At 64.8% G+C, this 21,284-nt stretch carries 21 protein-coding genes, 1 tRNA gene and 1 pseudogene; 14 read left to right on the plus strand and 9 right to left on the minus strand.

Annotated features, from left to right (window positions below; genetic code table 11):
- Positions 1-95 precede the first annotated feature (95 nt).
- From NG698_RS01515 to NG698_RS01525, 3 genes are all read left to right on the plus strand, one after another.
- On the plus strand, positions 96-1,292 hold the full coding sequence (locus tag NG698_RS01515; RefSeq protein ID WP_252607869.1) for a glycosyltransferase: 1,197 nt from the start codon (positions 96-98) through the stop codon (positions 1,290-1,292).
- Between the two features lie 141 nt (positions 1,293-1,433).
- Positions 1,434-1,507, plus strand: a tRNA-Ile gene (locus tag NG698_RS01520).
- Between the two features lie 190 nt (positions 1,508-1,697).
- A complete protein-coding gene (locus NG698_RS01525) occupies positions 1,698-2,888 on the plus strand; it encodes an acyl-CoA dehydrogenase family protein (protein ID WP_252607870.1) in 1,191 nt (396 codons plus the stop codon).
- Between the two features lie 33 nt (positions 2,889-2,921).
- Here NG698_RS01525 and NG698_RS01530 read toward each other — a convergent pair whose 3' ends face one another.
- Positions 2,922-3,410 carry a M23 family metallopeptidase gene (locus tag NG698_RS01530; RefSeq protein WP_252607871.1) on the minus strand — a complete coding sequence of 163 codons (489 nt, stop codon included), beginning with the start codon at positions 3,408-3,410 and terminating at the stop codon, positions 2,922-2,924.
- Positions 3,411-3,813: 403 nt separating this feature from the next.
- On the opposite strand from NG698_RS01530, the gene rpsB reads away from it, so the two are divergent.
- From rpsB to NG698_RS01560, 6 genes are all read left to right on the plus strand, one after another.
- Entirely contained in the window at positions 3,814-4,716 is a 903-nt protein-coding gene (gene rpsB / locus NG698_RS01535; RefSeq protein ID WP_056348267.1) for a 30S ribosomal protein S2, read from the plus strand.
- Positions 4,717-4,845: 129 nt separating this feature from the next.
- Positions 4,846-5,682: a translation elongation factor Ts gene (tsf, locus tag NG698_RS01540; protein WP_141139971.1), complete on the plus strand. Its 837-nt coding sequence runs from the start codon at positions 4,846-4,848 to the stop codon at positions 5,680-5,682.
- A gap of 127 nt (positions 5,683-5,809) precedes the next feature.
- Complete coding sequence (gene pyrH / locus NG698_RS01545; protein ID WP_252599992.1) at positions 5,810-6,547, plus strand: UMP kinase; 738 nt, start codon at positions 5,810-5,812, stop codon at positions 6,545-6,547.
- A gap of 125 nt (positions 6,548-6,672) precedes the next feature.
- Positions 6,673-7,230: a ribosome recycling factor gene (frr, locus tag NG698_RS01550; RefSeq protein WP_056348274.1), complete on the plus strand. Its 558-nt coding sequence runs from the start codon at positions 6,673-6,675 to the stop codon at positions 7,228-7,230.
- Positions 7,230-8,153 (plus strand): phosphatidate cytidylyltransferase, encoded by a 924-nt coding sequence (locus tag NG698_RS01555; RefSeq protein ID WP_252599993.1) that lies wholly within the window; start codon positions 7,230-7,232, stop codon positions 8,151-8,153. Before frr ends, NG698_RS01555 begins: the two co-directional genes overlap by 1 nt.
- A 92-nt stretch (positions 8,154-8,245) precedes the next feature.
- Positions 8,246-8,830: a DivIVA domain-containing protein gene (locus NG698_RS01560; protein ID WP_252607872.1), complete on the plus strand. Its 585-nt coding sequence runs from the start codon at positions 8,246-8,248 to the stop codon at positions 8,828-8,830.
- Between the two features lie 24 nt (positions 8,831-8,854).
- On the opposite strand, the gene NG698_RS01565 is transcribed toward NG698_RS01560, so the two are convergent.
- The 4 genes from NG698_RS01565 to NG698_RS01580 are packed head-to-tail and all read right to left on the minus strand — an operon-like array spanning position 8,855 to position 12,622.
- Positions 8,855-10,321 (minus strand): sodium/solute symporter, encoded by a 1,467-nt coding sequence (locus NG698_RS01565; RefSeq protein WP_252599995.1) that lies wholly within the window; start codon positions 10,319-10,321, stop codon positions 8,855-8,857.
- 7 nt (positions 10,322-10,328) lie between these two features.
- Positions 10,329-10,679 (minus strand): DUF485 domain-containing protein, encoded by a 351-nt coding sequence (locus NG698_RS01570; RefSeq protein ID WP_252599996.1) that lies wholly within the window; start codon positions 10,677-10,679, stop codon positions 10,329-10,331.
- Positions 10,676-11,398 (minus strand): LytR/AlgR family response regulator transcription factor, encoded by a 723-nt coding sequence (locus NG698_RS01575; protein ID WP_058929530.1) that lies wholly within the window; start codon positions 11,396-11,398, stop codon positions 10,676-10,678. The genes NG698_RS01570 and NG698_RS01575 overlap by 4 nt, the downstream gene beginning before the upstream one ends.
- A gap of 33 nt (positions 11,399-11,431) precedes the next feature.
- On the minus strand, positions 11,432-12,622 hold the full coding sequence (locus NG698_RS01580) for a sensor histidine kinase (RefSeq protein WP_252607873.1): 1,191 nt from the start codon (positions 12,620-12,622) through the stop codon (positions 11,432-11,434).
- A 178-nt stretch (positions 12,623-12,800) separates the two neighbouring features.
- Here NG698_RS01580 and NG698_RS01585 point away from each other — a divergent pair, with 178 nt between their 5' ends.
- On the plus strand, positions 12,801-13,181 hold the full coding sequence (locus NG698_RS01585; RefSeq protein WP_252599998.1) for a DUF485 domain-containing protein: 381 nt from the start codon (positions 12,801-12,803) through the stop codon (positions 13,179-13,181).
- Positions 13,178-14,794 carry a monocarboxylic acid transporter gene (locus NG698_RS01590; RefSeq protein WP_252599999.1) on the plus strand — a complete coding sequence of 539 codons (1,617 nt, stop codon included), beginning with the start codon at positions 13,178-13,180 and terminating at the stop codon, positions 14,792-14,794. The genes NG698_RS01585 and NG698_RS01590 overlap by 4 nt, the downstream gene beginning before the upstream one ends.
- Positions 14,795-14,989: 195 nt before the next feature.
- On the opposite strand, the gene NG698_RS01595 is transcribed toward NG698_RS01590, so the two are convergent.
- The 4 genes and pseudogenes from NG698_RS01595 to NG698_RS01610 form a co-directional block, all read right to left on the minus strand.
- A complete protein-coding gene (locus NG698_RS01595) occupies positions 14,990-15,577 on the minus strand; it encodes a hypothetical protein (protein ID WP_252607874.1) in 588 nt (195 codons plus the stop codon).
- Between the two features lie 6 nt (positions 15,578-15,583).
- Positions 15,584-15,988, minus strand: a pseudogene (locus NG698_RS01600) (DUF4383 domain-containing protein).
- A gap of 131 nt (positions 15,989-16,119) precedes the next feature.
- On the minus strand, positions 16,120-16,740 hold the full coding sequence (locus NG698_RS01605; protein ID WP_252607875.1) for a hypothetical protein: 621 nt from the start codon (positions 16,738-16,740) through the stop codon (positions 16,120-16,122).
- A 139-nt stretch (positions 16,741-16,879) separates the two neighbouring features.
- On the minus strand, positions 16,880-17,353 hold the full coding sequence (locus tag NG698_RS01610) for an Lrp/AsnC family transcriptional regulator (protein ID WP_058929526.1): 474 nt from the start codon (positions 17,351-17,353) through the stop codon (positions 16,880-16,882).
- Positions 17,354-17,548: 195 nt separating this feature from the next.
- Between NG698_RS01610 and pdhA the strand changes: the two genes are divergently transcribed.
- The 3 genes from pdhA to NG698_RS01625 are packed head-to-tail and all read left to right on the plus strand — an operon-like array spanning position 17,549 to position 21,092.
- Positions 17,549-18,658: a pyruvate dehydrogenase (acetyl-transferring) E1 component subunit alpha gene (gene pdhA, locus NG698_RS01615; RefSeq protein ID WP_252607876.1), complete on the plus strand. Its 1,110-nt coding sequence runs from the start codon at positions 17,549-17,551 to the stop codon at positions 18,656-18,658.
- Entirely contained in the window at positions 18,658-19,668 is a 1,011-nt protein-coding gene (locus NG698_RS01620; RefSeq protein ID WP_058929524.1) for an alpha-ketoacid dehydrogenase subunit beta, read from the plus strand. The genes pdhA and NG698_RS01620 overlap by 1 nt, the downstream gene beginning before the upstream one ends.
- Before the next feature lie 8 nt (positions 19,669-19,676).
- On the plus strand, positions 19,677-21,092 hold the full coding sequence (locus NG698_RS01625; RefSeq protein WP_252607877.1) for a dihydrolipoamide acetyltransferase family protein: 1,416 nt from the start codon (positions 19,677-19,679) through the stop codon (positions 21,090-21,092).
- Positions 21,093-21,284 lie beyond the last annotated feature (192 nt).

The raw sequence follows: 21,284 nt of genomic DNA on the forward strand, positions 1-21,284 counted from the left end.
CAGCCGATTCCAAGAGGCCCCGCGCTACCGTGCCGGCGGCCAACCGGTGCGGCCAGCGACAGCTGCCCGTGCCGTGACCTTCAGGAGCTCTTCACGTGACAACGCCCTCTGACCAGCCTCCCCTGACCATCCTGATCGCCGCGGATACGTATCCGCCCCACATCAACGGGGCCGCACAGTTCAGCTACCGCCTGGCCAACGGCATGAGCGGACGCGGCCACAACGTGCATGTGCTGGCTTGCCGGGCGGACGACGGCGCGAGCTTCACCGAGTTCCGCTCCGAGGCCACCGTGCACCGGCTCCGTTCCCACGGGGTCTTCACCCACGAGTACTTCCGTATCTGCTTCCCCTGGGAAATCAAGAAGGAGATCGGCCTCCTTTTCGATCGGATCAAGCCCGATGTGGTCCACATCCAAAGCCACTACATGATCGGCGAGCACGTCCTCTACGAAGCGGCGAAGCGGGGCATCAGGATCGTGGCCACCAACCACTTCATGCCGGAGAACCTGAACCCGTTCCTGCCGTTCCCGCAGTGGTTCAAGGACATCATCGGCAAGATCTCCTGGAAGGACATGGGCAAGGTCATGGGCCAGGCCGACGTCGTCACCACGCCCACACCCCTGGCCGCCAAGGCCATGCACCAGCACGCTTTCCTGCACAAGGTACTGCCACTCTCCAACGGCATTGACTCCGCAGCCTATGAGCTGCAACCCGGCGAAGTGATCGAACCAAACGCCCACCCAACAGTGGTGTTTGCGGGGCGCCTGGCCGAGGAAAAGCACGTGGACGTGCTCATCAATGCCGTGGCCAAGACGCCCGCGGAGCTCAACGTCCACCTGGAAATTGTGGGCGGCGGCGAAGTCCGCGCCGCTCTTGAAACGCAGGCGGAACGGCTCGGACTGGGGGAGCGGGTGAAATTCCTGGGACTGGCCAGCGATGAGGACCTCCGGGAGGCCTACATCAAGGCGGACCTGTTCTGCATGCCGGGGACCGCCGAGCTTCAGTCCCTGGTGACCCTTGAGGCGATGTCTGCCTCCACGCCCGTCCTGTTGGCGGATGCCATGGCCCTGCCGCACCTGGTGCGCGACGGCGAGAACGGCTATCTGTTCACACCCAACGACAGCGACGACCTCGCAGCCAAGATCACGCGGATCCTCCAGCTGCCGGCCGAGGAACGGGCGGCAATGGGCCGGGCCAGCCGGCGGATGGTGGAACCGCACAGCATCGAGGGCACGCTGCAGACCTTCGAGGACCTCTACCGGGGTGCAAGCTACGACGACAAAGCCCTCTGACAGCGGTCTCGCAGTGGCCCGCTCAAGCCTGCCCGGACCCCGGCGCCCGGACTGTGTGGTCCTGATGCCCGCCACTGTTTGCTAGAGTGTTTTTGCCCTGCTGAAGCTGAAGTCCTCCGCGGACCACGCCGGCAAGGGCAGGGGGCTATAGCTCAGCTGGTTAGAGCGCGGGACTCATAATCCTAAGGTCCTCGGTTCAAGTCCGAGTAGCCCTACCCAAGCACGACACCGCAGGAACCAAACCATCGTGGAACCGCGGCTGACGAGAGATCGTCGGCCGCGGTTTCTTTCGTTTTCCCGCAATCTGCGGTATGTTACTGACCAGTAACTTACCGAGCCGCTGAGTCCCGGCCTGTCATGCCATGGCTGGCCTGTCCGCGCTGCTGATCTTTGCGAGGGAACCAAATGTCCAAAGCCTCTGTTGACATCAACAACCTTCCGTACGCCGACGGCGACTTCTTCGCCTTCGAGCAGCTTCTCACCGCCAAGGAGCAGGACCGGCTCGCCGAGATCCGGGGCTTCCTCGCTCGCGAAGTCCGGCCGATTGCCGTGGACTGCTGGAACCGCGGCGAGTTCCCCATGGAGCTCATTCCCAAGCTGGCCGAAATCGACCTGGTGAGCCCTGTGCGGCGCCAGGGCTACTCCAACCTGTTTGCCGGCCTGGTCCATGCCGAGGCCACGCGCGCCGATACCTCCATCGCCACCTTCATGGGCGTGCACGACGGGCTGTTTACCGGCTCCATCGAAGCCCTGGCTTCCCAGGAACAGCAGGACGCCTGGCTCCCGGATATCTATTCGCTGAAGAAGATCGGCGCGTTCGGCCTCACGGAGCCTCTGGGAGGTTCCGACGTAGCCGGCGGCACGCGCACCACAGCTCAGCGGAACGGCGACACGTGGATCCTCAATGGCGCCAAGCGCTGGATCGGCAACGCTACTTTCTCGGATTGGGTGGTCGTCTACGCCCGGGACCTCGCCGACAACCAGGTCAAGGGATTCCTCGTGGATACGGCGCTGCCCGGCTTCAGCGCCACCAAGATTGAAAACAAGATCTCCCTTCGGACCGTACAGAACGCGGACATCGTCCTGGAGAACGTGGTGGTTCCGGACTTCTTCAAGCTGGCGGGCGCCAACAGCTTCCGCGACACCAACAAGGTCTTGAAGGTCACGCGGCTGTCCGTCGGCTGGCAGGCAGTCGGACAGCAGCTGGCAGCCTTCGACGTGGCCCGCCGCTACGCCGTGGAACGCCACCAGTTCGGCCGCCCGCTGGCATCATTCCAGCTCGTCCAAAGCCAGCTGGTACAGATCCTCGGGAACGCAGTCAGCTCCATGGGCATGATGGTCCGGCTTTCCCAGCTGGAGGATGCCGGCCAGGCCAAGGACGAACAGTCCGCCCTTGCCAAGGCATTCACCACCGCCCGGATGCGCGAGAGCGTGGCGATCGGCCGTAGCCTCCTGGGCGGCAACGGCATCGTGACCGACTTCGAGATGGCCAAGATCTTTGCCGACGCTGAAGCCATCTACTCCTATGAGGGAACCCACGAGATCAACACCCTCGTGACCGGCCGCGCCATCACCGGGATCTCGGCGATCGTCTAGGGCCGTCAGCCGTCAGCGCTCGGCGCTCGGCGGTCAGCCAGTGTCCAGCCCCAGGGGCAGCAGGATGGACGGGCGGAGGTCGGTGACGAATTCGAGCGGATTGACGTAGGCGTCCCCCCGCCTCACGCCCCAGTGGACGCAGGCAAGAGCGCCGCAGTGCCCGGGTTGCAGCGTTCCGATGATCTCGCCCTTCGCCACCACGGCCCCGGCCGTGAGCGGGCTTTCGACTGGCTCAAAACTGCTGCGGAGGCCGCCCCCGTGATCGATGGTGATCACGGGGCGGTCCACCACTACTCCCACGAAACTGACGGTGCCGGACTCCGGCGAGGTGACCGGGACGCCGGCGTGCGTCGCCTCAAGGTCCACGCCACGGTGCCCGCTCATCCATGGCTTGTACGGCGGGTCAAAGGTGCGCAGCACCGCGGGCCTGGGGGAGAGCGGCCACTCCCAGGAGGCGCGCGGCGCTGGAGCCGCCGCGGCCGGCAGTAGCAGCACGGCGGCGAGGGCAAGTATTGCTTTCATAAACCCAGCTTTGCGTGCCGGATCCCGCAGCGGGAGTGCGCACTTCGGCCATGTGGAAAACGCCCGTCGAAGGCCTTCGGGTTGTCCTTCGGCTATTGGCTCCTGTTGTACACTTGGTGGAGCAGTTTGCTGTGCCCTCAACGCTTGCGTCGGCACGCCTCATTCAGGAATGCGGGGGAGCAGCAACTGACTACGCGTATCCAGCCCTCCAAATCTGAAGCCCCGGCTTTGTATGAGGAGGATTGTGTCTCTTGCGGTCAGGGCCTCGCGGTCCTGATGAGAGTCGCAATGGATGCCAGGAGCACGGCCCGCCTTGGGCCACGCTAATTAACCGTCAACTATTGGCAGGGTAAGAGGGCCTGAAAGGCTCTCTCATGAATGACCTGCCGGAAGGAGCGCCGGCATGCCCGTCGTAACTATGCGCCAGCTGCTTGACAGCGGCGTCCACTTTGGACACCAGACCCGTCGTTGGAACCCGAAGATGAAGCGATTCATCTTCACGGAGCGCAACGGCATCTACATCATTGACCTTCAGCAGTCGCTGTCCTACATCGACCGCGCCTACGAGTTCGTAAAGGCCACCGTTGCACACGGCGGCACCGTACTCTTCGTCGGCACCAAGAAGCAGGCCCAGGAATCCATCGCTGAGCAGGCTACCCGTGTTGGACAGCCTTACGTGAACCAGCGCTGGCTCGGCGGTATGCTGACCAACTTCCAGACCGTTTCCAAGCGCATCCAGCGCATGAAGGAACTGGAAGAGATCGACTTCGACGACGTCGCCGGTTCCGCGTACACCAAGAAGGAACTGCTGCTCCTTCGCCGTGAACTCACCAAGCTGGAAACCAACCTCGGCGGTATCCGCAACCTGACCAAGGCACCTTCCGTGCTCTGGATCGTGGACACCAAGAAGGAACACCTGGCCGTTGACGAAGCCAAGAAGCTGAACATCCCGGTTGTGGCCATCCTGGACACCAACTGCGATCCTGACGAAGTCGACTTCCCGATCCCGGGCAACGACGACGCCATCCGCTCCGTGAACCTGCTGACCCGCGTTGTCGCCGACGCCGTTGCTGAGGGCCTCATCGCCCGCCACAACCGCGCCACGGGCACCACGGAAGCTCCGGAAGAGCCGCTGGCTGAGTGGGAGCGCGAACTCCTCGAAGGCAGCAAGACTGAAGAAGCACCTGCCGCTGAGGCTGCTCCGGCTGCTGAAGAAGCTGCCGCTCCGGCAGCCGAAGAAGCTGCTCCGGTTGCCGAGGAAGCTCCGGCTGCTGCCGAGGCTCCCGCCGCCGACGCTGACAAGTAACACTAGTAAATCCGGATTCTCCGGCGCTGCCTGCAGCGCCGGAGCACCTGACAGGATGGCGGCTCACCCGGTGAGCCGCTGTCCTGTCGGTCCGTACACCACATACATTTTCTAGACAGAGGGGTTCACATGGCGAACTACACTGCCGCTGATATCAAGGCTCTGCGCGAGCGCACCGGCGCCGGCATGATGGATGTCAAGAAGGCTCTTGACGAAGCCAACGGTGACGCCGAAAAGGCCATCGAGATCATCCGCATCAAGGGCCTCAAGGGCGCTACCAAGCGCGAAGGCCGATCCACCGCCGAAGGCCTGGTGGCCGCAAAGGTCAGCAACGGCGTCGGCGTGATGATCGAGGTCAACTGCGAGACCGACTTCGTCGCCAAGGCTGACAAGTTCATCCAGCTGGCCGATAAGGTCCTGGCCGTGGCTGTGGAGTCCGGCGCTGCCGACCTCGACACCCTCCTGGCCATCGAAGTTGACGGCAAGCCGCTGTCCGAGGTTGTCGTCGAAGAAGGCGCAATCCTCGGCGAAAAGGTTGTTGTCCGCAAGCTGTCCCGCATTGAGGGCGGCACTGTTGACGCATACCTGCACAAGACGTCCAAGGATCTCCCGGCCCAGGTCGGCGTCCTGTTCGCTGTTGAGGGTGAAGGCGAAGCCGCTGCCACCGCCGCACACGATATTGCAGTGCACATCGCAGCGATGTCCCCGAACTACCTGACCCGCGAAGACGTTCCGTCCGACCTTGTCGAGTCCGAGCGTCGCATTGCCGAAGAGACCGCCAAGGCTGAAGGCAAGCCCGAGGCCGCAATGTCCAAGATTGTGGAAGGCCGCGTTACGGGCTTCTACAAGGGTGAGGTCCTGGTTGACCAGGCTTTCGCCAAGGACGCCAAGAAGTCTGTGGCGCAGGTCCTCGAAGAGGCCGGCGTCAAGGGCACGTCCTTCGCACGCTTCCGCGTCGGCTCCTAGTCGAATCCGCAAAGGGGTGGCCACTTCGGTGGCCGCCCCTTTTGCATGCACCGGCGAAACGTCCGATGAGACCTTTGGCCACCCGGCACGATAACCTTTTTCAGAGTTCACCAACGGGAAGGCACCCATGGAAGCCGTCAATTCTTCAAGCCAGCCAGAGAAAAGCAGGCGCCGCGTCCTCCTGAAGTTGTCGGGCGAGGTCTTCGGCGGCGGCAAGCTGGGCGTTGATCCCGACACTGTGCGCGACGTCGCCAAGCAGATCGCCGCAGCGGTCCCCGAAGTGGAAGTTGCCATCGTCGTCGGCGGCGGCAACTTCTTCCGCGGCGCGGAACTGTCCCAGGGCGGCATGGACCGCTCGCGCGCCGACTACATGGGCATGCTCGGCACCGTCATGAACTGCCTGGCACTGCAGGACTTCCTGGAGCAGGCCGGCGTTGAAACCCGCGTCCAGAGCGCCATCACCATGGGGCAAGTCGCCGAGGCGTACATTCCCCGCCGGGCCATCCGCCACATGGAAAAGGGCCGAGTGGTCATCTTCGGCGCCGGAGCCGGCCTGCCGTACTTCTCCACGGACACAGTGGCCGCCCAGCGCGCCCTGGAGGTCCACGCGGACGTCGTTCTGATGGCCAAGAGCGGCGTGGACGCCGTCTACACCGCGGATCCCAAGAAGGACCCCACTGCCGAGAAGCTGGACACGCTGAGCTACGACGACGCCCTGCGCCGCGACATCAGGGTCATGGACCAGACCGCGATGACCATGTGCAAGGACAACAACCTGTCCATGGTGGTTTTCGGGATGGAAGGCGAAGGGAACGTCACCCGCGCCATCTTGGGCGAAAAGCTCGGTACCCTGGTGACCCCGTAGCTGCAGCTAGGATGATCTGAGCACGGTTCCATGCCCGCAACCGGGCAACAATGGAACCAGGAACCATGAACCAAGATTGTGCAGGGAACCGGTACCCGGACTGCACTGATTTCTGAGGAGAGACAGTGATCGAAGAAACCTTGCTCGAAGCCGAAGAGAAGATGGACAAGGCGGTAGAGGTAGCCAAGGAAGACTTCGCCTCGATCCGCACCGGACGGGCAAATCCGGGCCTTTACAACAAGGTCCTGGTGGACTACTACGGTTCGCCCACCCCGCTGCAGCAGCTTGCCTCCTTCGCCATTCCGGACGCGCGCACCATCCTCATCACGCCGTTCGATAAAACCGCACTGCGCGACATCGAGCGGGCCCTGAGTGATTCCGAGGTGGGCGCCAACCCCTCCAACGACGGCAACGTCATCAGGATCACCATCCCGGACCTGACCCAGGAACGCCGCAAGGAATACGTCAAGATCGTCAAGACCAAGGGCGAGGACGCGAAGATCTCCATCCGCAACATCCGGCGCAAGGCCAAGGAAACGCTGGACAAGCTCGTCAAAGACGGCGAAGCCGGCGAGGACGAAGGCAGCCGCGCCGAAAAGGAACTGGATGGCCTGACCAAATCGCACGTGGACGGCATCGACGAGCTGCTCAAGCGCAAGGAAGCAGAGCTGCTCGAAGTCTGATGAGCCAGGCAGAGCAGGCGCCCACCCAAAGGGCGCGCACCAGGGGGAAACAGTTGCGGAGCAATCCGACGCCCAAGGCCGGCCGGAATCTTCCGGCAGCCATTGTGGTGGGCCTGGCCATGCTGATCGGCGTGCTGGGCGGCCTGGTTTTCCTCCCGCTCGGATTCGTGGCTGTCACCACAGGGTTCGCGGTCTTCGGAGTCTGGGAGATCTTCCGTGCCCTGGAGGCGAACGGGACCAGGATGCCCATCGTCCCGGTCATGGTGGGTACAGTCGCCATGCCGTTCGCCGCCTATCTCGGCGGTCTTGAGAGCCTGCTTTTCGCCATGCTCCTGAGCTGCGTGGCAGTCCTCCTCTGGCGTTCAGTGGAGAACCCTGCCGGATCAGCGAACAGCATCTTTGCCGGCGTGTTCACGCTGGGCTGGGTCCCGTTCTTCATCAGTTTCGCCACGTTGCCGCTGCACGCCGTCGGCGTCGCCACCCCGGTGGGTCTCTGGCCTGGCGGAACCGTGCCGCCCGGGGCCTGGCAGGTGGCCGTGATGCTGCTGCTGGTCGTCTCGAACGACACGTTCGGCTACCTCGTGGGCGCATCGCTGGGCAAACACCCCATGGCCCCGAAGATCAGCCCCAAGAAATCATGGGAAGGCTTCGCCGGCTCCATTGCCGGGGCCATGCTGATCGGCATCCTTGCCAGCATTCTCCTGCTGGGCAAACCCTGGTGGGTCGGTGTGGTCCTCGCCGTGGGCGTCGTTGCAGCATCCACCGCAGGAGACCTGGCCGAGTCGATGGTCAAACGTGAACTCGGGATCAAGGACATGAGCAGCATCCTGCCCGGACATGGGGGCGTCATGGACCGCCTGGACTCCATCGTCTTCGCCTGTCCCGTGGCCTTTGTGCTGTTCGCACTGGTTGCGGGCGTCTGACGCGACCCTCTCGGACTATCTTCGCCGGACCGCCGGCAGCGCCAATAGACTGGTGCGTAACCTGACCCAGCTGAAGCAACAAAGGAACAACAGTGGCATTGGACTTTCAACGGAAAATCCCCGCGTCGTTTGAGCGCGTGCGGGGCAACGAATTCGGGTACAACGCCAAACAGGTGGACCAGTTCCTCCAGCGGGCCAGGGTGGCACTCGAGACGCCGAAGGCCGCCATCCACGCCGTCACCAGCGCCGATGTCCGGAGCGTCTCCTTTGACCCGGTCAAGGGAGGCTACGCTGCCGCCGTCGTCGACGCAGCGCTGGACCGGCTCGAAGACGCCTTCGCCCGCCGCGAACGGGACGAACTGATCGCCGCCAAGGGCGAGGATGCCTGGCTGCGGGAGATCGGCAGCCTCTCCGGGATCCTCCGGGGCCGCCTCCACCGGCCTGACGGCGAGCGCTTCCGGCGCCCGTCAAAAAAGAAGGCCCGCAGTTACAACACCCTGGACGTGGACAATCTTTGCTACGACCTGATCGGCTACCTCGAAGAGGACAAGCCGCTCAGCGTGGACAATGTCCGCAGGGTGGTCTTCCGTCCCGCCGTGGGCAAGGACGGTTACGAAGAGACCCAGGTTGATGCCTTCCTGGACCGCGTGGTTGAACTCATGGCGGCCATCGACTGACTGCCCGTTAGCTGATCACGGGACTCACCGTTCGGTCACCAACGGCCGTTCGGGAGTGTGCAGCCGGGTCATGACGCGGCTCATGGTCCGCGGAATCCGGTGTTTTGTGCCCCGGGAGACAATCACCGTCACGGCGAAGGCGGCGGGAACCGTCCACGCCGCCGGCTGGGCCAGCCAGAAGGGCGTGCCGGCAGCGCCCAGGACCGTTCCCCACACCATGGCGCCGCCGCAGAGGACGCCGCCGGTCACCATTCCGGCAATGGCGCCGGCATCGGTGAGTCCCCGCCACCAGATGCCCAGCAGGAGCACCGGGCACACAGTGGAGGCGGTAAACGCGAACACCAGGCCCACGCTGCCCGCCAGAGCCAGGGAATCAGTCATCACGGCAAATCCCAGCGGAACCACAGCGGAGACGACGGCGGCGACCCGGAATCCCCGCACGCTGCCGCCCAGGACGTCCTGGCTGATCACGCCCGCCAGCGAGACCACCAGGCCCGAGGTGGTGGACAGGAACGCGGCGAAGGCCCCGGCCACCACCAACGCTGAGAGCAGGTCGCCCGCGGTTCCACCGATCAGCTGCCCCGGCAGGAGGAGAACCACCGCGTCGGCCTGCCCTGACCGGGCAAGTTCGGGCGCGAACATCCGCCCCACCAGCCCGTAGGCGGTGGGAAACAGGTAAAAAACGGAGAGCAGCCCGAGCACGATCAGCGTGGTCCGCCGTGCCGAGTGTCCGTCCGGATTCGTGTAGAAGCGGACCAGGACATGGGGGAGTCCCAGCGTGCCGAACAGCAGCGCCACCAGCAGCGAGATGTTCTGGTACGGCCCGGCGGGGGCCAGCCCGGTGGGATTCACGACGGCGGGGGCCACGGCGGCGCTCCCGTCACCGGCGAGCGTGAACACGATGAAGAGGACGGGCACGGCAAGGGCGGTGAGCTTCAGCCAGAACTGGAACGCCTGCACAAACGTAATGGAGCGCATGCCTCCGGCCACAACTGTCAGGCACACCACAACCACCACGGCCACGGAGCCTACCCAGGCCGGCAGCCCGGTGGTGATCCGGATGGTCAAGGCCGCGCCGTGGAGCTGAGGCACTATGTACAGCCAGCCCACCACAACCACCACCACGCTGGTCACACGGCGGACCGCGCGCGAATCCAGCCTCGCCTCGGTGAAGTCCGGGATCGTGTACGCGCCGGAGCGGCGCAGCGGTGCGGCCACAAACAGCAGCAGCATCAGGTAGCCGGCGGTGTAGCCCACGGGAAACCACAGCGCGTCGGTACCGGACAGCAGGATCAGTCCGGCCACGCCCAGGAAACTCGCCGCCGAGAGGTACTCCCCGCCGATGGCCGAGGCGTTCCACCATGGCTTGACGGTCCGGGAAGCCACGTAGAAATCGCCCGTGGTCCGGGAAATCCGCAGGCCGTAAAACCCGATAGCGGCCGTTGCCAGCGAAACCAACACGAGAGCGATCACACCCACTGCGGGATTCATGAGGTGGTCACTCGTCCCCGGCCAGGTCCCGGTAGCGGGCCTCGTTCCGTGCGGCGGTCCGGATATACAGCCAGGCGCTGAGGCCGATGACGGGATAAATGCCTGCACCGAGCAGGATCCAGTCGAACGGGATCCCCGCGATCCGGGTCTCGGCGAGGCCCGGTAGGGCTGCCAGCAGCAACGGGAACGCGCACAGGACCAGCATAAAGCCGATGGCCACCACCACGGCCAGCCGCAGCTGGGAACGGATCAGGGAGCGGACGAAGACCTGCCCCACCTCGGATTCCTCCGCCGCCTCGCGGGACTCCCGGGCCGGCCGGGGTGCCGAGCGCGGAGCGGTGACGCGGACCCGGGTCATGCCTGCGGCCGGATGCGGGTGGCTTCCAGTTTTTCCCTGACCGTGGGAAGGTGGCGGCGGCTGATGGGCAGGCCGGCACCGGCCACCGAGACGCTGGGTTTGTCCGCCGTCAGCTTCATGGACTGCACATGCTTCAGCGCCACGAGGTAGGACCGGTGCGTCCGGATAAACCCGGCCTCGGCCCACTGCTGCTCCAGGTCTGCCAGCGGAACCCGGATGAGATAGCTGGCATCCGCGGTGTGCAGCCGGGCGTAGTCGCCCTGCGCCTGGACGTACGTGACGTCGTCGCGCCTGATCATCCTGGTGGTGCCGCCCTGGTCAACGGTGATCATCTCGGGGGCGGGGCCGCCGCCGTCGCGCAGTAGCTCGCTGATCCGTCCCACCGTCCGGGACAGCCGCTCGGCCCGGACGGGCTTAAGGAGGTAGTCCACGGCGGCAAGCTCGAACGCCTCCAGGGCGCAGTCCTCGTCCGCGGTGACAAACACCACCACCGGCGGCTTGCTGCTGCGCGCGATGGCGCGGGCAACATCAAGGCCGGACACGGCGGGCATGTGAATATCCAGGAAGACGGCGTCAACCGTTGCGGTGTTCAGGGCCCGCAACGCTTCTGTGCCCGAAATGGCCCGGTGGATGACCCCGATCCGGTCATCCTTGCCCAGGAGATAGGCCAGCTCCTCCACGGCGGGTAACTCGTCGTCGGCGACGAGGACATTAATCATGGTCCTACATTAGCCGCCTTGGAAACCAGGCGTTCAGGCGTCGTGGCCGGGCTGGGACTTGGGCACGCGCATGGTGATCAGCGTTCCCTCGCCCGGGGCTGTCTCGATCACCAGGCCGTGCTGGTCCCCGTAAACCTGTCGGAGCCGGGCGTCCACGTTGCGCAGCCCCACGTGGTCGCCGTCGTGGTGCCCTGCCAGCATCGACTGGAGCTCGGCAGGGTCCATCCCCACGCCGTCGTCCTCTATGGTCACTTCCGCATAGGCGCCCGAATCATTGGCCGTGATGGTGATGTGGCCCGCCCCTTCCTTGGCCTCCAGGCCGTGCCTGACGGCGTTCTCCACCAGCGGCTGCAGGCTCAGGAACGGGATGACGGTGCTCAGGACTTCAGGCGCGATCCGCAGGCTGACCTGGACGCGGTCACCGAAACGGGCGCGCTCCAGCAGCAGGTACCGGTCGATGCAGCGCAGTTCCTCCGCCAGCGTGGTGAAGTCACCGTGGCGCCGGAACGAGTACCTCGTAAAATCAGCGAACTCCACCACCAGCTCGCGCGCCCGCTCCGGATCCGTGTTGATGAACGACGCGATCGCGTTCAGCGAGTTGTAGATGAAATGCGGACTGATCTGGGCACGCAGCGCCCGCACTTCGGCTTCCATCAGCAGCGTCCGGGATGCGTCCAGCTCAGCCAGCTCCACCTGGACGGCCACCCAGTCCGCCACTTCGCTGGTGGCACGGACCAGGCCTGCGCCCGCCGCCGGGGCAAACGCCGCCACGACGCCCACCACCCGTGAGCCCGCACGGACCGGCGCGATGACGGCGGCGAAGCTTCCGGAGGCATGGCCCGTCCCCAGGTCCCGCGCCTGGAGCACCGCCGTCCGCCCGCCGATCAGGACGTCCGCAGCCAGTTCCATCAACCGGGGCTTCAGTTCCTCGGCGGCACCGTCCCAGGCCAGCACGCCGGCCGTATCGGTGATGGCCAGCGCATCACAGCCCAGCAAGTTCCTGAGCTGCCGGCTCGCCTTGGCGGCGCCCGCCGGATTGAGGCCCGTACGCAGATGCTGCCCGGCACTCGATGCAGCGTGGAGGGTGTTGTACGTGGCGCGTTCGGCGTCGGTGCCAAGCTCACGGAAGGATCGGAGCAGCTTGATGCCAACACCGACGACGACGGCGATCGCCAAGATGATCACCGCAACGGCGGCTGCAGTCAGGAGGGGGGAGTCCGGCATGGTGCCCAGCGTAGCGGCGGGTGCCGTTAGTCGCAGCATCGTAGCCGTTGAGCGACTGTTCCGGCCATGGCTCTGGAATGTACACCCGCCATACCGCAGAGTGATTGCAGTCACATTGTCCGCATCCTGCCCGCAGGCTGGCCCGTGTGAACCAAGCAAGTCTCAATGAGGAGGAACGATGGGTAACGATGCCCACACTCCGGACGCAGCGGCGTCCGTGGACTTCGAACAGGTCCAGTCGACAGAGCGGTTCCAGGAACTGCGCAAACGTCACCGCAGCTTTGTGTTCCCCATGGCCGTGGCATTCCTGCTGTGGTACTTCGCGTATGTCCTGCTGGCTGACTACGCCGTCGAGTTTATGTCCACCAAAGTGTGGGGCAACATCAACGTCGGCCTGATCCTGGGCCTGCTCCAGTTCGTCTCCACGTTCGCCATCACCGGCTGGTACGTCAGCTACTCCAACCGGAAGCTGGACCCCATCGCGGCCGAGATCCGCAACGAAATCGAAGGCCATGAGTTTGATAAGGACGGCAACGCCGTGAGTGGAGTGACCAAATGATCGGAATTGCCACGGCCGTAGACGTTGCGGACCTTAAGGAAACGACGCTGCTCAACATGGGCATCTTCGGCCTGTTTGTCGCTGTCACCATGGTGATTGTGTTGCGCGCCAGCCGGAACAACAAAACAGCGGCCGACTACTACGCTGCGGGGCGGTCGTTCACCGGTTCCCAGAACGGAACGGCCATTGCCGGCGACTACCTGTCCGCTGCCTCGTTCCTGGGCATCACCGGCGCCATTGCCATCAACGGCTACGACGGCTTTATGTACTCCATCGGCTTCCTGGTGGCTTGGCTGGTTGCCCTGCTGCTGGTGGCGGAACTCCTGCGCAACACCGGTAAGTTCACCATGGCGGATGTCCTTTCCTTCCGGCTCAAGCAGCGCCCGGTCCGCATCGCGGCCGCCATCTCCACGCTGGTCGTCTGCTTCTTCTACCTCCTGGCCCAGATGGCCGGAGCAGGTAGCCTGGTTTCCCTGCTGCTGGGCATCAGCGACTGGGGCGGACAGGCCTTGGTAATCATCGTCGTCGGCGCCCTGATGATCATGTACGTCCTGATCGGCGGGATGAAGGGCACCACCTGGGTCCAGATCATTAAGGCGGTCCTGCTGATCGCCGGCGCTGCCGTGATGACCCTCTGGGTCCTCGCCATCTACGGCTTCAACCTTTCCAGCCTCCTCGGTGCGGCTGTTGAAACCGCCGGCAACCCGGCTGTCCTGAACCCGGGCCTGCAGTACGGCAAGTCTGACACCTCCAAGCTCGACTTCATGTCCCTGGGCCTGGCATTGGTTCTGGGCACGGCCGCCCTGCCGCACGTGCTCATGCGCTTCTACACCGTCCCCACGGCCAAGGAAGCCCGCAAGTCCGTGGTGTGGTCCATCTGGCTGATCGGTCTCTTCTACCTGTTCACCCTGGTGCTCGGTTACGGTGCCGCAGCCCTCGTGGGTGCCGACACCATCAAGTCCGCACCGGGCGGGGTCAACTCGGCTGCACCGCTGCTTGCCTTCTTCCTGGGCGGGCCGCTGCTGCTGGGCTTCATCTCCGCGGTCGCCTTCGCCACCATCCTCGCCGTGGTGGCCGGGCTGACCATCACCGCCGCAGCGTCGTTTGCCCACGACATCTACGCCAGCGTCATCTCCAAGGGAAAGGCCGACGCCGACACCGAGGTTAAGGTGGCGCGGCGCACCGTGGTGGTCATCGGCGTGATGGCCATCCTGGGCGGTATCTTCGCCAACGGCCAGAACGTGGCCTTCCTCGTGGCGCTCGCCTTCGCAGTCGCGGCGTCGGCGAACCTCCCGACCATCATCTACTCGCTGTTCTGGCGCCGGTTCACCACCCAGGGTGCGGTCTGGAGCATGTACGGCGGCCTGGGCTCGGCCATTGTCCTGATTGCCTTCTCGCCGGTGGTTTCCGGCCTGAAGACCTCCATGATCCCGGGGGCCAACTTCGCCTTCTTCCCCTTGAGCAACCCCGGCATTGTGTCCATCCCGCTGGCGTTCCTGCTCGGCTGGCTGGGTACGGTGCTGGACAAGAAGCGCGAGGACGCGGCCAAGCAGGCCGAGATGGAAGTACGCTCCCTGACCGGTGTGGGTGCGGAGAAAGCCGTGGACCACTGATTGATGACTGAGTACCGAACAAGCCGACAGTCCGGAGCAAACTGGGACTTCGGAACCGGCTGACAGTCAGAGAGCCCCTGTGCCGCAAAGGCACAGGGGCTCTCTGACGTTCCAGCTGCAGGCGAGCCGCAGGCGACGCTCAGCTGGGGGCGACGTTCAAAAAGGCGGTGGCGTCAGCGCAAAAAGGCGGTGGCGTCAGCGCTGATGGTGGCCCGCCGGCATGGCCGGACCGCCGTGCTGACCATGCGGCACCGCAAACTGGCCCGCTGTGGAAGCGGCGAGTCCCGGCGTCGCGATTCCGGCCACCAGCACGGCGCCGGCGAAAGCGGTGAGCAGCAGGATTCCCGGGCGGGCAGCGGCGGGCGCCATGCCGTCGTCGTCCATTCCCCGGAGCCGGCGCCCCTTCAGCCAGGCGCCCGACGCGACAATCATGAGCGTCAGCAGGAGCGCCGCGAGGTGGCTGAGGTGAAGGCTGGACGTGTCGCTGCTGAAGGCAAGGGCCGCCATGTGCGCCCCGGATGCCGTCAGCAGGAACGCCACGGTCCGCCCGGACCCGACAATCCGTCCGCGGTGCAAGGCCAGGACCGTCCAGAGGATCAGGGCCGCTCCCCAGCCGCCGGAGACGACCGCCAGGGCTGGCTGCCAGACGGAGCCGGACACTTTCGGCAACGCGAGGAGGCTTGAGGAAACGGCGAGGTTCACTGAGCCGGCCCCGAATCCTGCGAAGCCGCCGAAGAGCCGGACGGCCGGGACGGCCCATCCCTCTCCTGGCTCGGCAGCCATGGCCGGCTAGGCCCGGACGGCTGTTGCGGACTTGTCCATGGACAGACCCACGCCCAGCAGCAGGACTGCGCTGGCCAAGTGGAGGACGTTGTCGGCGCCGTTGAGCGCGATGATGTTCAGTGGCGAGGTCAGCAGGAACAGCCCAAGCACACCGACCAGGAGATAGACGGCACCCACGCCGGTGTTGACCGTACGGGCCATGGCCGTGCTTTTCAGGCCCGCGTACAGAAGTGCGCCGCCGATCGCGAGGTGGATGACATTGTGCAGCGGATTCACTTCAAAAATGATGAGGTTGGCGCCCTCCGTGGCGAAGAAGCCGATGCCGGACGTCACCACGAAACCCAGGAGGCCGACAAGAAGCTAAACGGCACCGAAGACGGTGGCGACAAGGCGGTTCGGAGAAGTGTGCATGGCCCGAATCCTTCCGGTAAGGCGGGGACGTTCTGTCCCGGCCAGACTGCGGGATCCCGGATGGGATCCTCGTAGAAGCAATTCGGACCATGTCCCCGTGCGGATGGGGTGCGGGCTTGCGTTGTGTGGCGCTAGGCCTGGGGCTTGAGCTTGATGTTGATCATTTTCAGCTCGTCGGTGCCTTCGAAGCGGTAGATGAGGTCGATCTTCTTGTCGCCGTCGCAGGTGATGAGGCCGGCGATGTCGGCCGCCTTGGTGCCGTTCTCGGTGCTGGCCTTGACTTCGTTATAGGCAGTCTTGCAGGTGCTGTCCATCTCCAGGGTCTTGATACCGGCGATGAAGTCCTCCTTGGTCAGCTGCTCATGGAGGGCGGGGTCAAGATAGTCGTCGTAGGCCTTGGAACTGTCGCCGGCAATCACCAGCTTGGTGAAGCTGTCAGCCAGGCCCCGGGCATGGTTGGTGGCTCCGTTGACAATGTTGACCAGGATGAGGACGCCGACGACCGCCAGCAGCAGGACACCGCCCACAACGCCGAGGATGGTCCACAGCTTCCGGCGGCTTTGTGCCGGGGGCTCTTGTCCGGGCAGGCCGAACGGCCCCTCGGACGAGTATTGTCCGGGTGCACCGTGCTGTGGCGGGTTGCCGGGCAGCGGTGGCGCGCCATGCTCCCCGGGGTTGCCGGGCTGCCCCGTTGGTTGCGCGGGCCAGGCCGCCGGCTGGACCGGCTGGTACGGTCCCTGAGGATTGCTCACGATGGAGCCTTTCCGGCAACGCACTGGCACTGCCTTATTGTTGGGACCCGCTGAACGGCACCCATGGATTCACCTTGGAACAGCCTATAACCCAGCCCGCCGGGGCTGGGTATCGGGGCGGTAATAAGGGCTGCTGGCCCTAAGCGTCTCCGGATCCCCGCTCGAGCAGCGGCTGGATGCGGAACGGGATGAGTTCGCTCATGGCCAGTGCGGTGTCCGTCCTGTCCACTCCATCGCACGCCAGGATTTTCCCGTTGATCCGGAAGAGGTCCTCGGCGTCCAGGGCCACTACCCGGAGCAGGAGGTCAGCAGAGCCGGTGAGGCCGTAGCCTTCCAGGATTTCCGGAATGCCGGCGAGGTCATGGGCCAGCTGTCCCAGTTTCTGCTGCTGGACGTGGACGGAAATGAACGCCATGAGCGGATAGCCCAGGGATGCCGGGTTGATACGCCGTTCGAACGACAGGAAGACGTGTTTTTTCTCCAGCTGGGCCATGCGCGCCTGCACGGTGTTCCGGGACAGCCCCAGCTTCTGGGCCAACGCCACCACGGTCCGCCGGGGGTCGCGGGCAAGGGCCGAGAGCAGCCGTGTGTCTGTGCCATCCAAAGCTTGCATAATGCGCAACGTTAGCACGGTGAGGGCAGTGCAAACAGGGCATTATGCGCAGTATCCGCCGCGGTGGTTGTACCCATTGAGCATTGTGAGTAGGGTCACAATTATCCGGGGCAACGGCGCCCGGGCGGCCGGCGGCGGGCGGGACCACAAGTCCCCAGGCTCCGGTCAAACGACGTGAGAAGGTTGCGTGCCATCGTGTCTACAGACAGGAACCTGATCCAGCTGGTTACCCCGGCAGGGGAGCGGATCAGCCACCCGGAGTTCGATCCCTGGGTGAAGGACATCGGGGATGAGCAGTTGTGTTCCCTCTACGAGGACCTGACGGTCATCCGGCGGATCGATGTTGAGGCCACCGCCCTCCAGCGTCAGGGCGAGCTCGGACTTTGGCCCCCGTTGCTGGGGCAGGAGGCGGCGCAAGTCGGTTCCGGCAGGGCTCTGCGCGAGGACGACTTTGTCTTCTCCAGCTACCGGGAAAACGGTGTGGCGTACTGCCGCGGCGTGGACCTGACGGACATTACGCGGGTGTGGCGTGGCACGGCCTCCTCCGGGTGGGATCCGTACTCCGTGAATATGGCCACCCCGCAGATCATTATCGGCGCGCAGACCCTGCATGCCACCGGTTACGCCATGGGCATCCAGAACGACGGCGCCGACTCGGTGGCGGTGACATACTTCGGTGACGGTGCCACCAGCGAAGGCGACGTCAACGAGGCCATGGTCTTTGCCGCCAGCTTCCAGGCACCCGTGGTCTTCTTCTGCTCGAACAACCACTGGGCAATTTCGGAGCCCGTGCGGTTGCAGTCCCACATTCAGATCGCGGACCGGGCCAGCGGATTCGGCATTCCGAGCCTCCGGGTGGACGGCAATGATGTGCTGGCCGTTATGGCAGCCACGCGCGTGGCATTGGACCGTGCCCGGCACGGTGGCGGACCCACCTTCATCGAAGCGGTCACCTACCGTATGGGACCGCACACCACCGCCGACGATCCCACCCGCTACCGTGACGCCAATGAACTGGAGGACTGGGCTGCGAAGGACCCCATCCTGCGGGTCAAGGCCCTGCTGGAACGCAAAGGACTCCTCACGGATGAGGTCCAACAGCACGTTCACAACAAGGCAGAGTCAGTCGCCCGCGAACTCCGTTCAGGCTGCATCGGCATGCCGGATCCGGAGCCGATGGACATCTTCAAGCACGTGTACAGCGAGCCCAACTCGTGGCTGGACCGGCAGCAGGACCACTACGCCCGTTACCTGGCTTCCTTCGGCGATCCCGCGGGAGCCACCTCAGAAGAAGGTGCACGCTGATGACCCAGATGACCTTTGCCCGCGCCATCAATTCCGGCCTGCGCAAATCCCTTGAAAACGATCCAAAAGTCATCCTCATGGGCGAGGACATCGGTACCCTCGGCGGTGTTTTCCGGGTGACCGACGGCCTCCAGAAGGATTTCGGCACCCACCGTGTGGTGGACACCCCGCTGGCCGAGTCGGCCATCATGGGCACCGCCGTCGGCCTCGCCTACCGCGGTTACCGCCCGGTGGTGGAGATCCAGTTCGACGGCTTTATCTACCCTGCCTTCGACCAGATCGTGAGCCAGGTGGCAAAGCTGCACTACCGCACCCAGGGGGCCGTGAAGATGCCCATCACCATCCGCGTCCCGTTCGGAGGCGGCATCGGCTCACCCGAGCACCACTCCGAGTCGCCCGAGGCGTACTTCACTCATACGTCGGGGCTCCGCGTGGTCAGCGTCTCCAACCCGCAGGATGCCCACACCGTGATCCAGCAGGCCATCCTGTCCGATGACCCGGTGCTGTACTTCGAACCCAAGCGCCGCTACCACGACAAGGGTGAAGTGGATGAGGGCATCGATCCGCGCACCGCGCTGCCCATGGACTCCGCCCGCGTTGTCACCGAGGGCACGGACGTGACGCTCGTGGCCTACGGGCCGTTGGTGAAGACGGCCAAGGACGCAGCAACCGCGGCCGCCGACGAAGGCATCTCCATCGAGGTCATTGACCTGCGCTCGCTGGCACCCGTGGACTACGCCACCGTTGAAGCATCCGTCCGGAAAACAGGCAGGCTGGTGGTCACCCATGAAGCCGGCCAGTCCGGTGGCCTGGGCGCCGAAGTTGCGGCCAGCATTACCGAGCGGTGCTTCTATCACCTCGAAACCGCCCCCGTCCGTATCACCGGGTTCGATATTCCCTACCCGTACTCCAAGCTCGAAATGCACCATCTGCCCGGCCTGGACCGGATCCTCGACGGCGTGGACCGCGCCCTCGGACGCCCGAACTCCCTCAGCGGGTTGGAAGGATGAGCGCCACCATGATCAAGGAATTCAGGCTCCCGGACCTCGGCGAAGGCCTCACGGAATCAGAAATCCTCAGCTGGAAGGTGGCAGTGGGGGACACGGTGACGCTGAACCAGGTCATCGCCGAGGTGGAAACCGCAAAGGCCGTAGTGGAGCTGCCGTCACCTTTCGCGGGCGTGATCACTGCGCTCCATGAAGAGCCGGGAACAATCGTGGAGGTGGGCAAGCCGATCGTCTCCTTCGAAGTAGCGGACGACGGCGGCGCCTCACCTTCAGGGGCTGCGCCCGCCGGGGCGGCCACTGCTGCAGCGGGGACCGCGAAACGCGAGCCGAACCTGGTTGGGTACGGCGCCGTTGTCGAAAGCTCAGGCCGTCCCGCCCGCCGGGCCCGCACCTTCACAACCCCGGCGGTTGAGCCTGTTCGCGGCCCGGTGGTTGAGCCTGTCGAAACCGAGCTCGTCGAAACCGAGCCTGTCAGACCCGAAAACCCTGTGCTTGAGCCTGTCGAAACCGACACCGCGGAGCGTCCACGTTCCACGCCGCCGGTCCGGAAACTGGCCAAGGACCTCGGCGTCGAGCTGGCCGCGGTCGCGGGCACCGGAGCCGGCGGCCTGATCACGCGGGAGGATGTCCAGAATTTTGTTGGCGGCGGCGAATTGTCGGCACCGGTACGCCATCTTTCCGCCGTATCCGATTCGGTTTTCCCCGCGGGACTGGCGCCACAGGGTGGGCGGGAAGTCAGGACCCCTATCAAGGGTGTCCGCAAGTTCACGGCCGCCGCGATGGTGGCAAGTGCGTTCACGGCTCCCCACGCGACGGAATTCCTCACGGTGGATGTCACGCCCACCATGGACCTGCTGGCCAAGCTGAAGACGAGCCGGGCCTTTTCCGGCTACAAGCTCACGCCGCTGACGCTGGTGGCGAAGGCTGTGCTGATCGCGCTGCGGCGGAACCCGTCGCTGAACTCGCGGTGGGAGGAAGTCAGCCAGGAGATCGTGCAGTTCAACTACGTGAACCTGGGCATCGCCGCCGCAACTCCGCGCGGGCTCACCGTGCCGAACATCAAGGACGCGGATACCCTGTCGCTGCTGGAACTCTCCGCAGCCCTGACCGGGCTGACCGAGACGGCACGGGCCGGCAAGACCGCGCCGGCAGACCTGTCCGGCGGTACGATCTCCATCACGAATATCGGGGTCTTCGGCATCGACGCGGGCACTCCCATCCTGAACCCCGGCGAGGCTGCCATCCTGGCCATGGGGGCCGTGCGGAAAATGCCGTGGGAATTCCAGGATGAGGTGGCCCTGCGCCAGGTCATGACGCTGAGCCTGTCCTTTGACCATCGCCTGGTGGACGGGGAGCAGGGTTCGAGGTTCCTCGCCGACGTTGGCGCCATCCTGGCCGAACCCGGCATGGTGCTCACGATGGTCTAACTCACGAGTTTTTTGTCCAGATAATCCGGGTTTGGGGCGTTTGAACCGCTTTATCTGGGCAAAAACTCCCGGGTCTGGGCCTGCGCAACGTCCTGCGTCATGTCGTGATTCGTAAGTGCGGTCTTGGCCCGAATTAGCGGTGCTGCCCAGCACCGCTAATGCGGGCCAAGGCCGCTCCTGTGGCTGGGAGCC

Source organism: Pseudarthrobacter raffinosi (assembly GCF_023913735.1).
Taxonomy (GTDB): Bacteria; Actinomycetota; Actinomycetes; order Actinomycetales; family Micrococcaceae; genus Arthrobacter; species Arthrobacter raffinosi.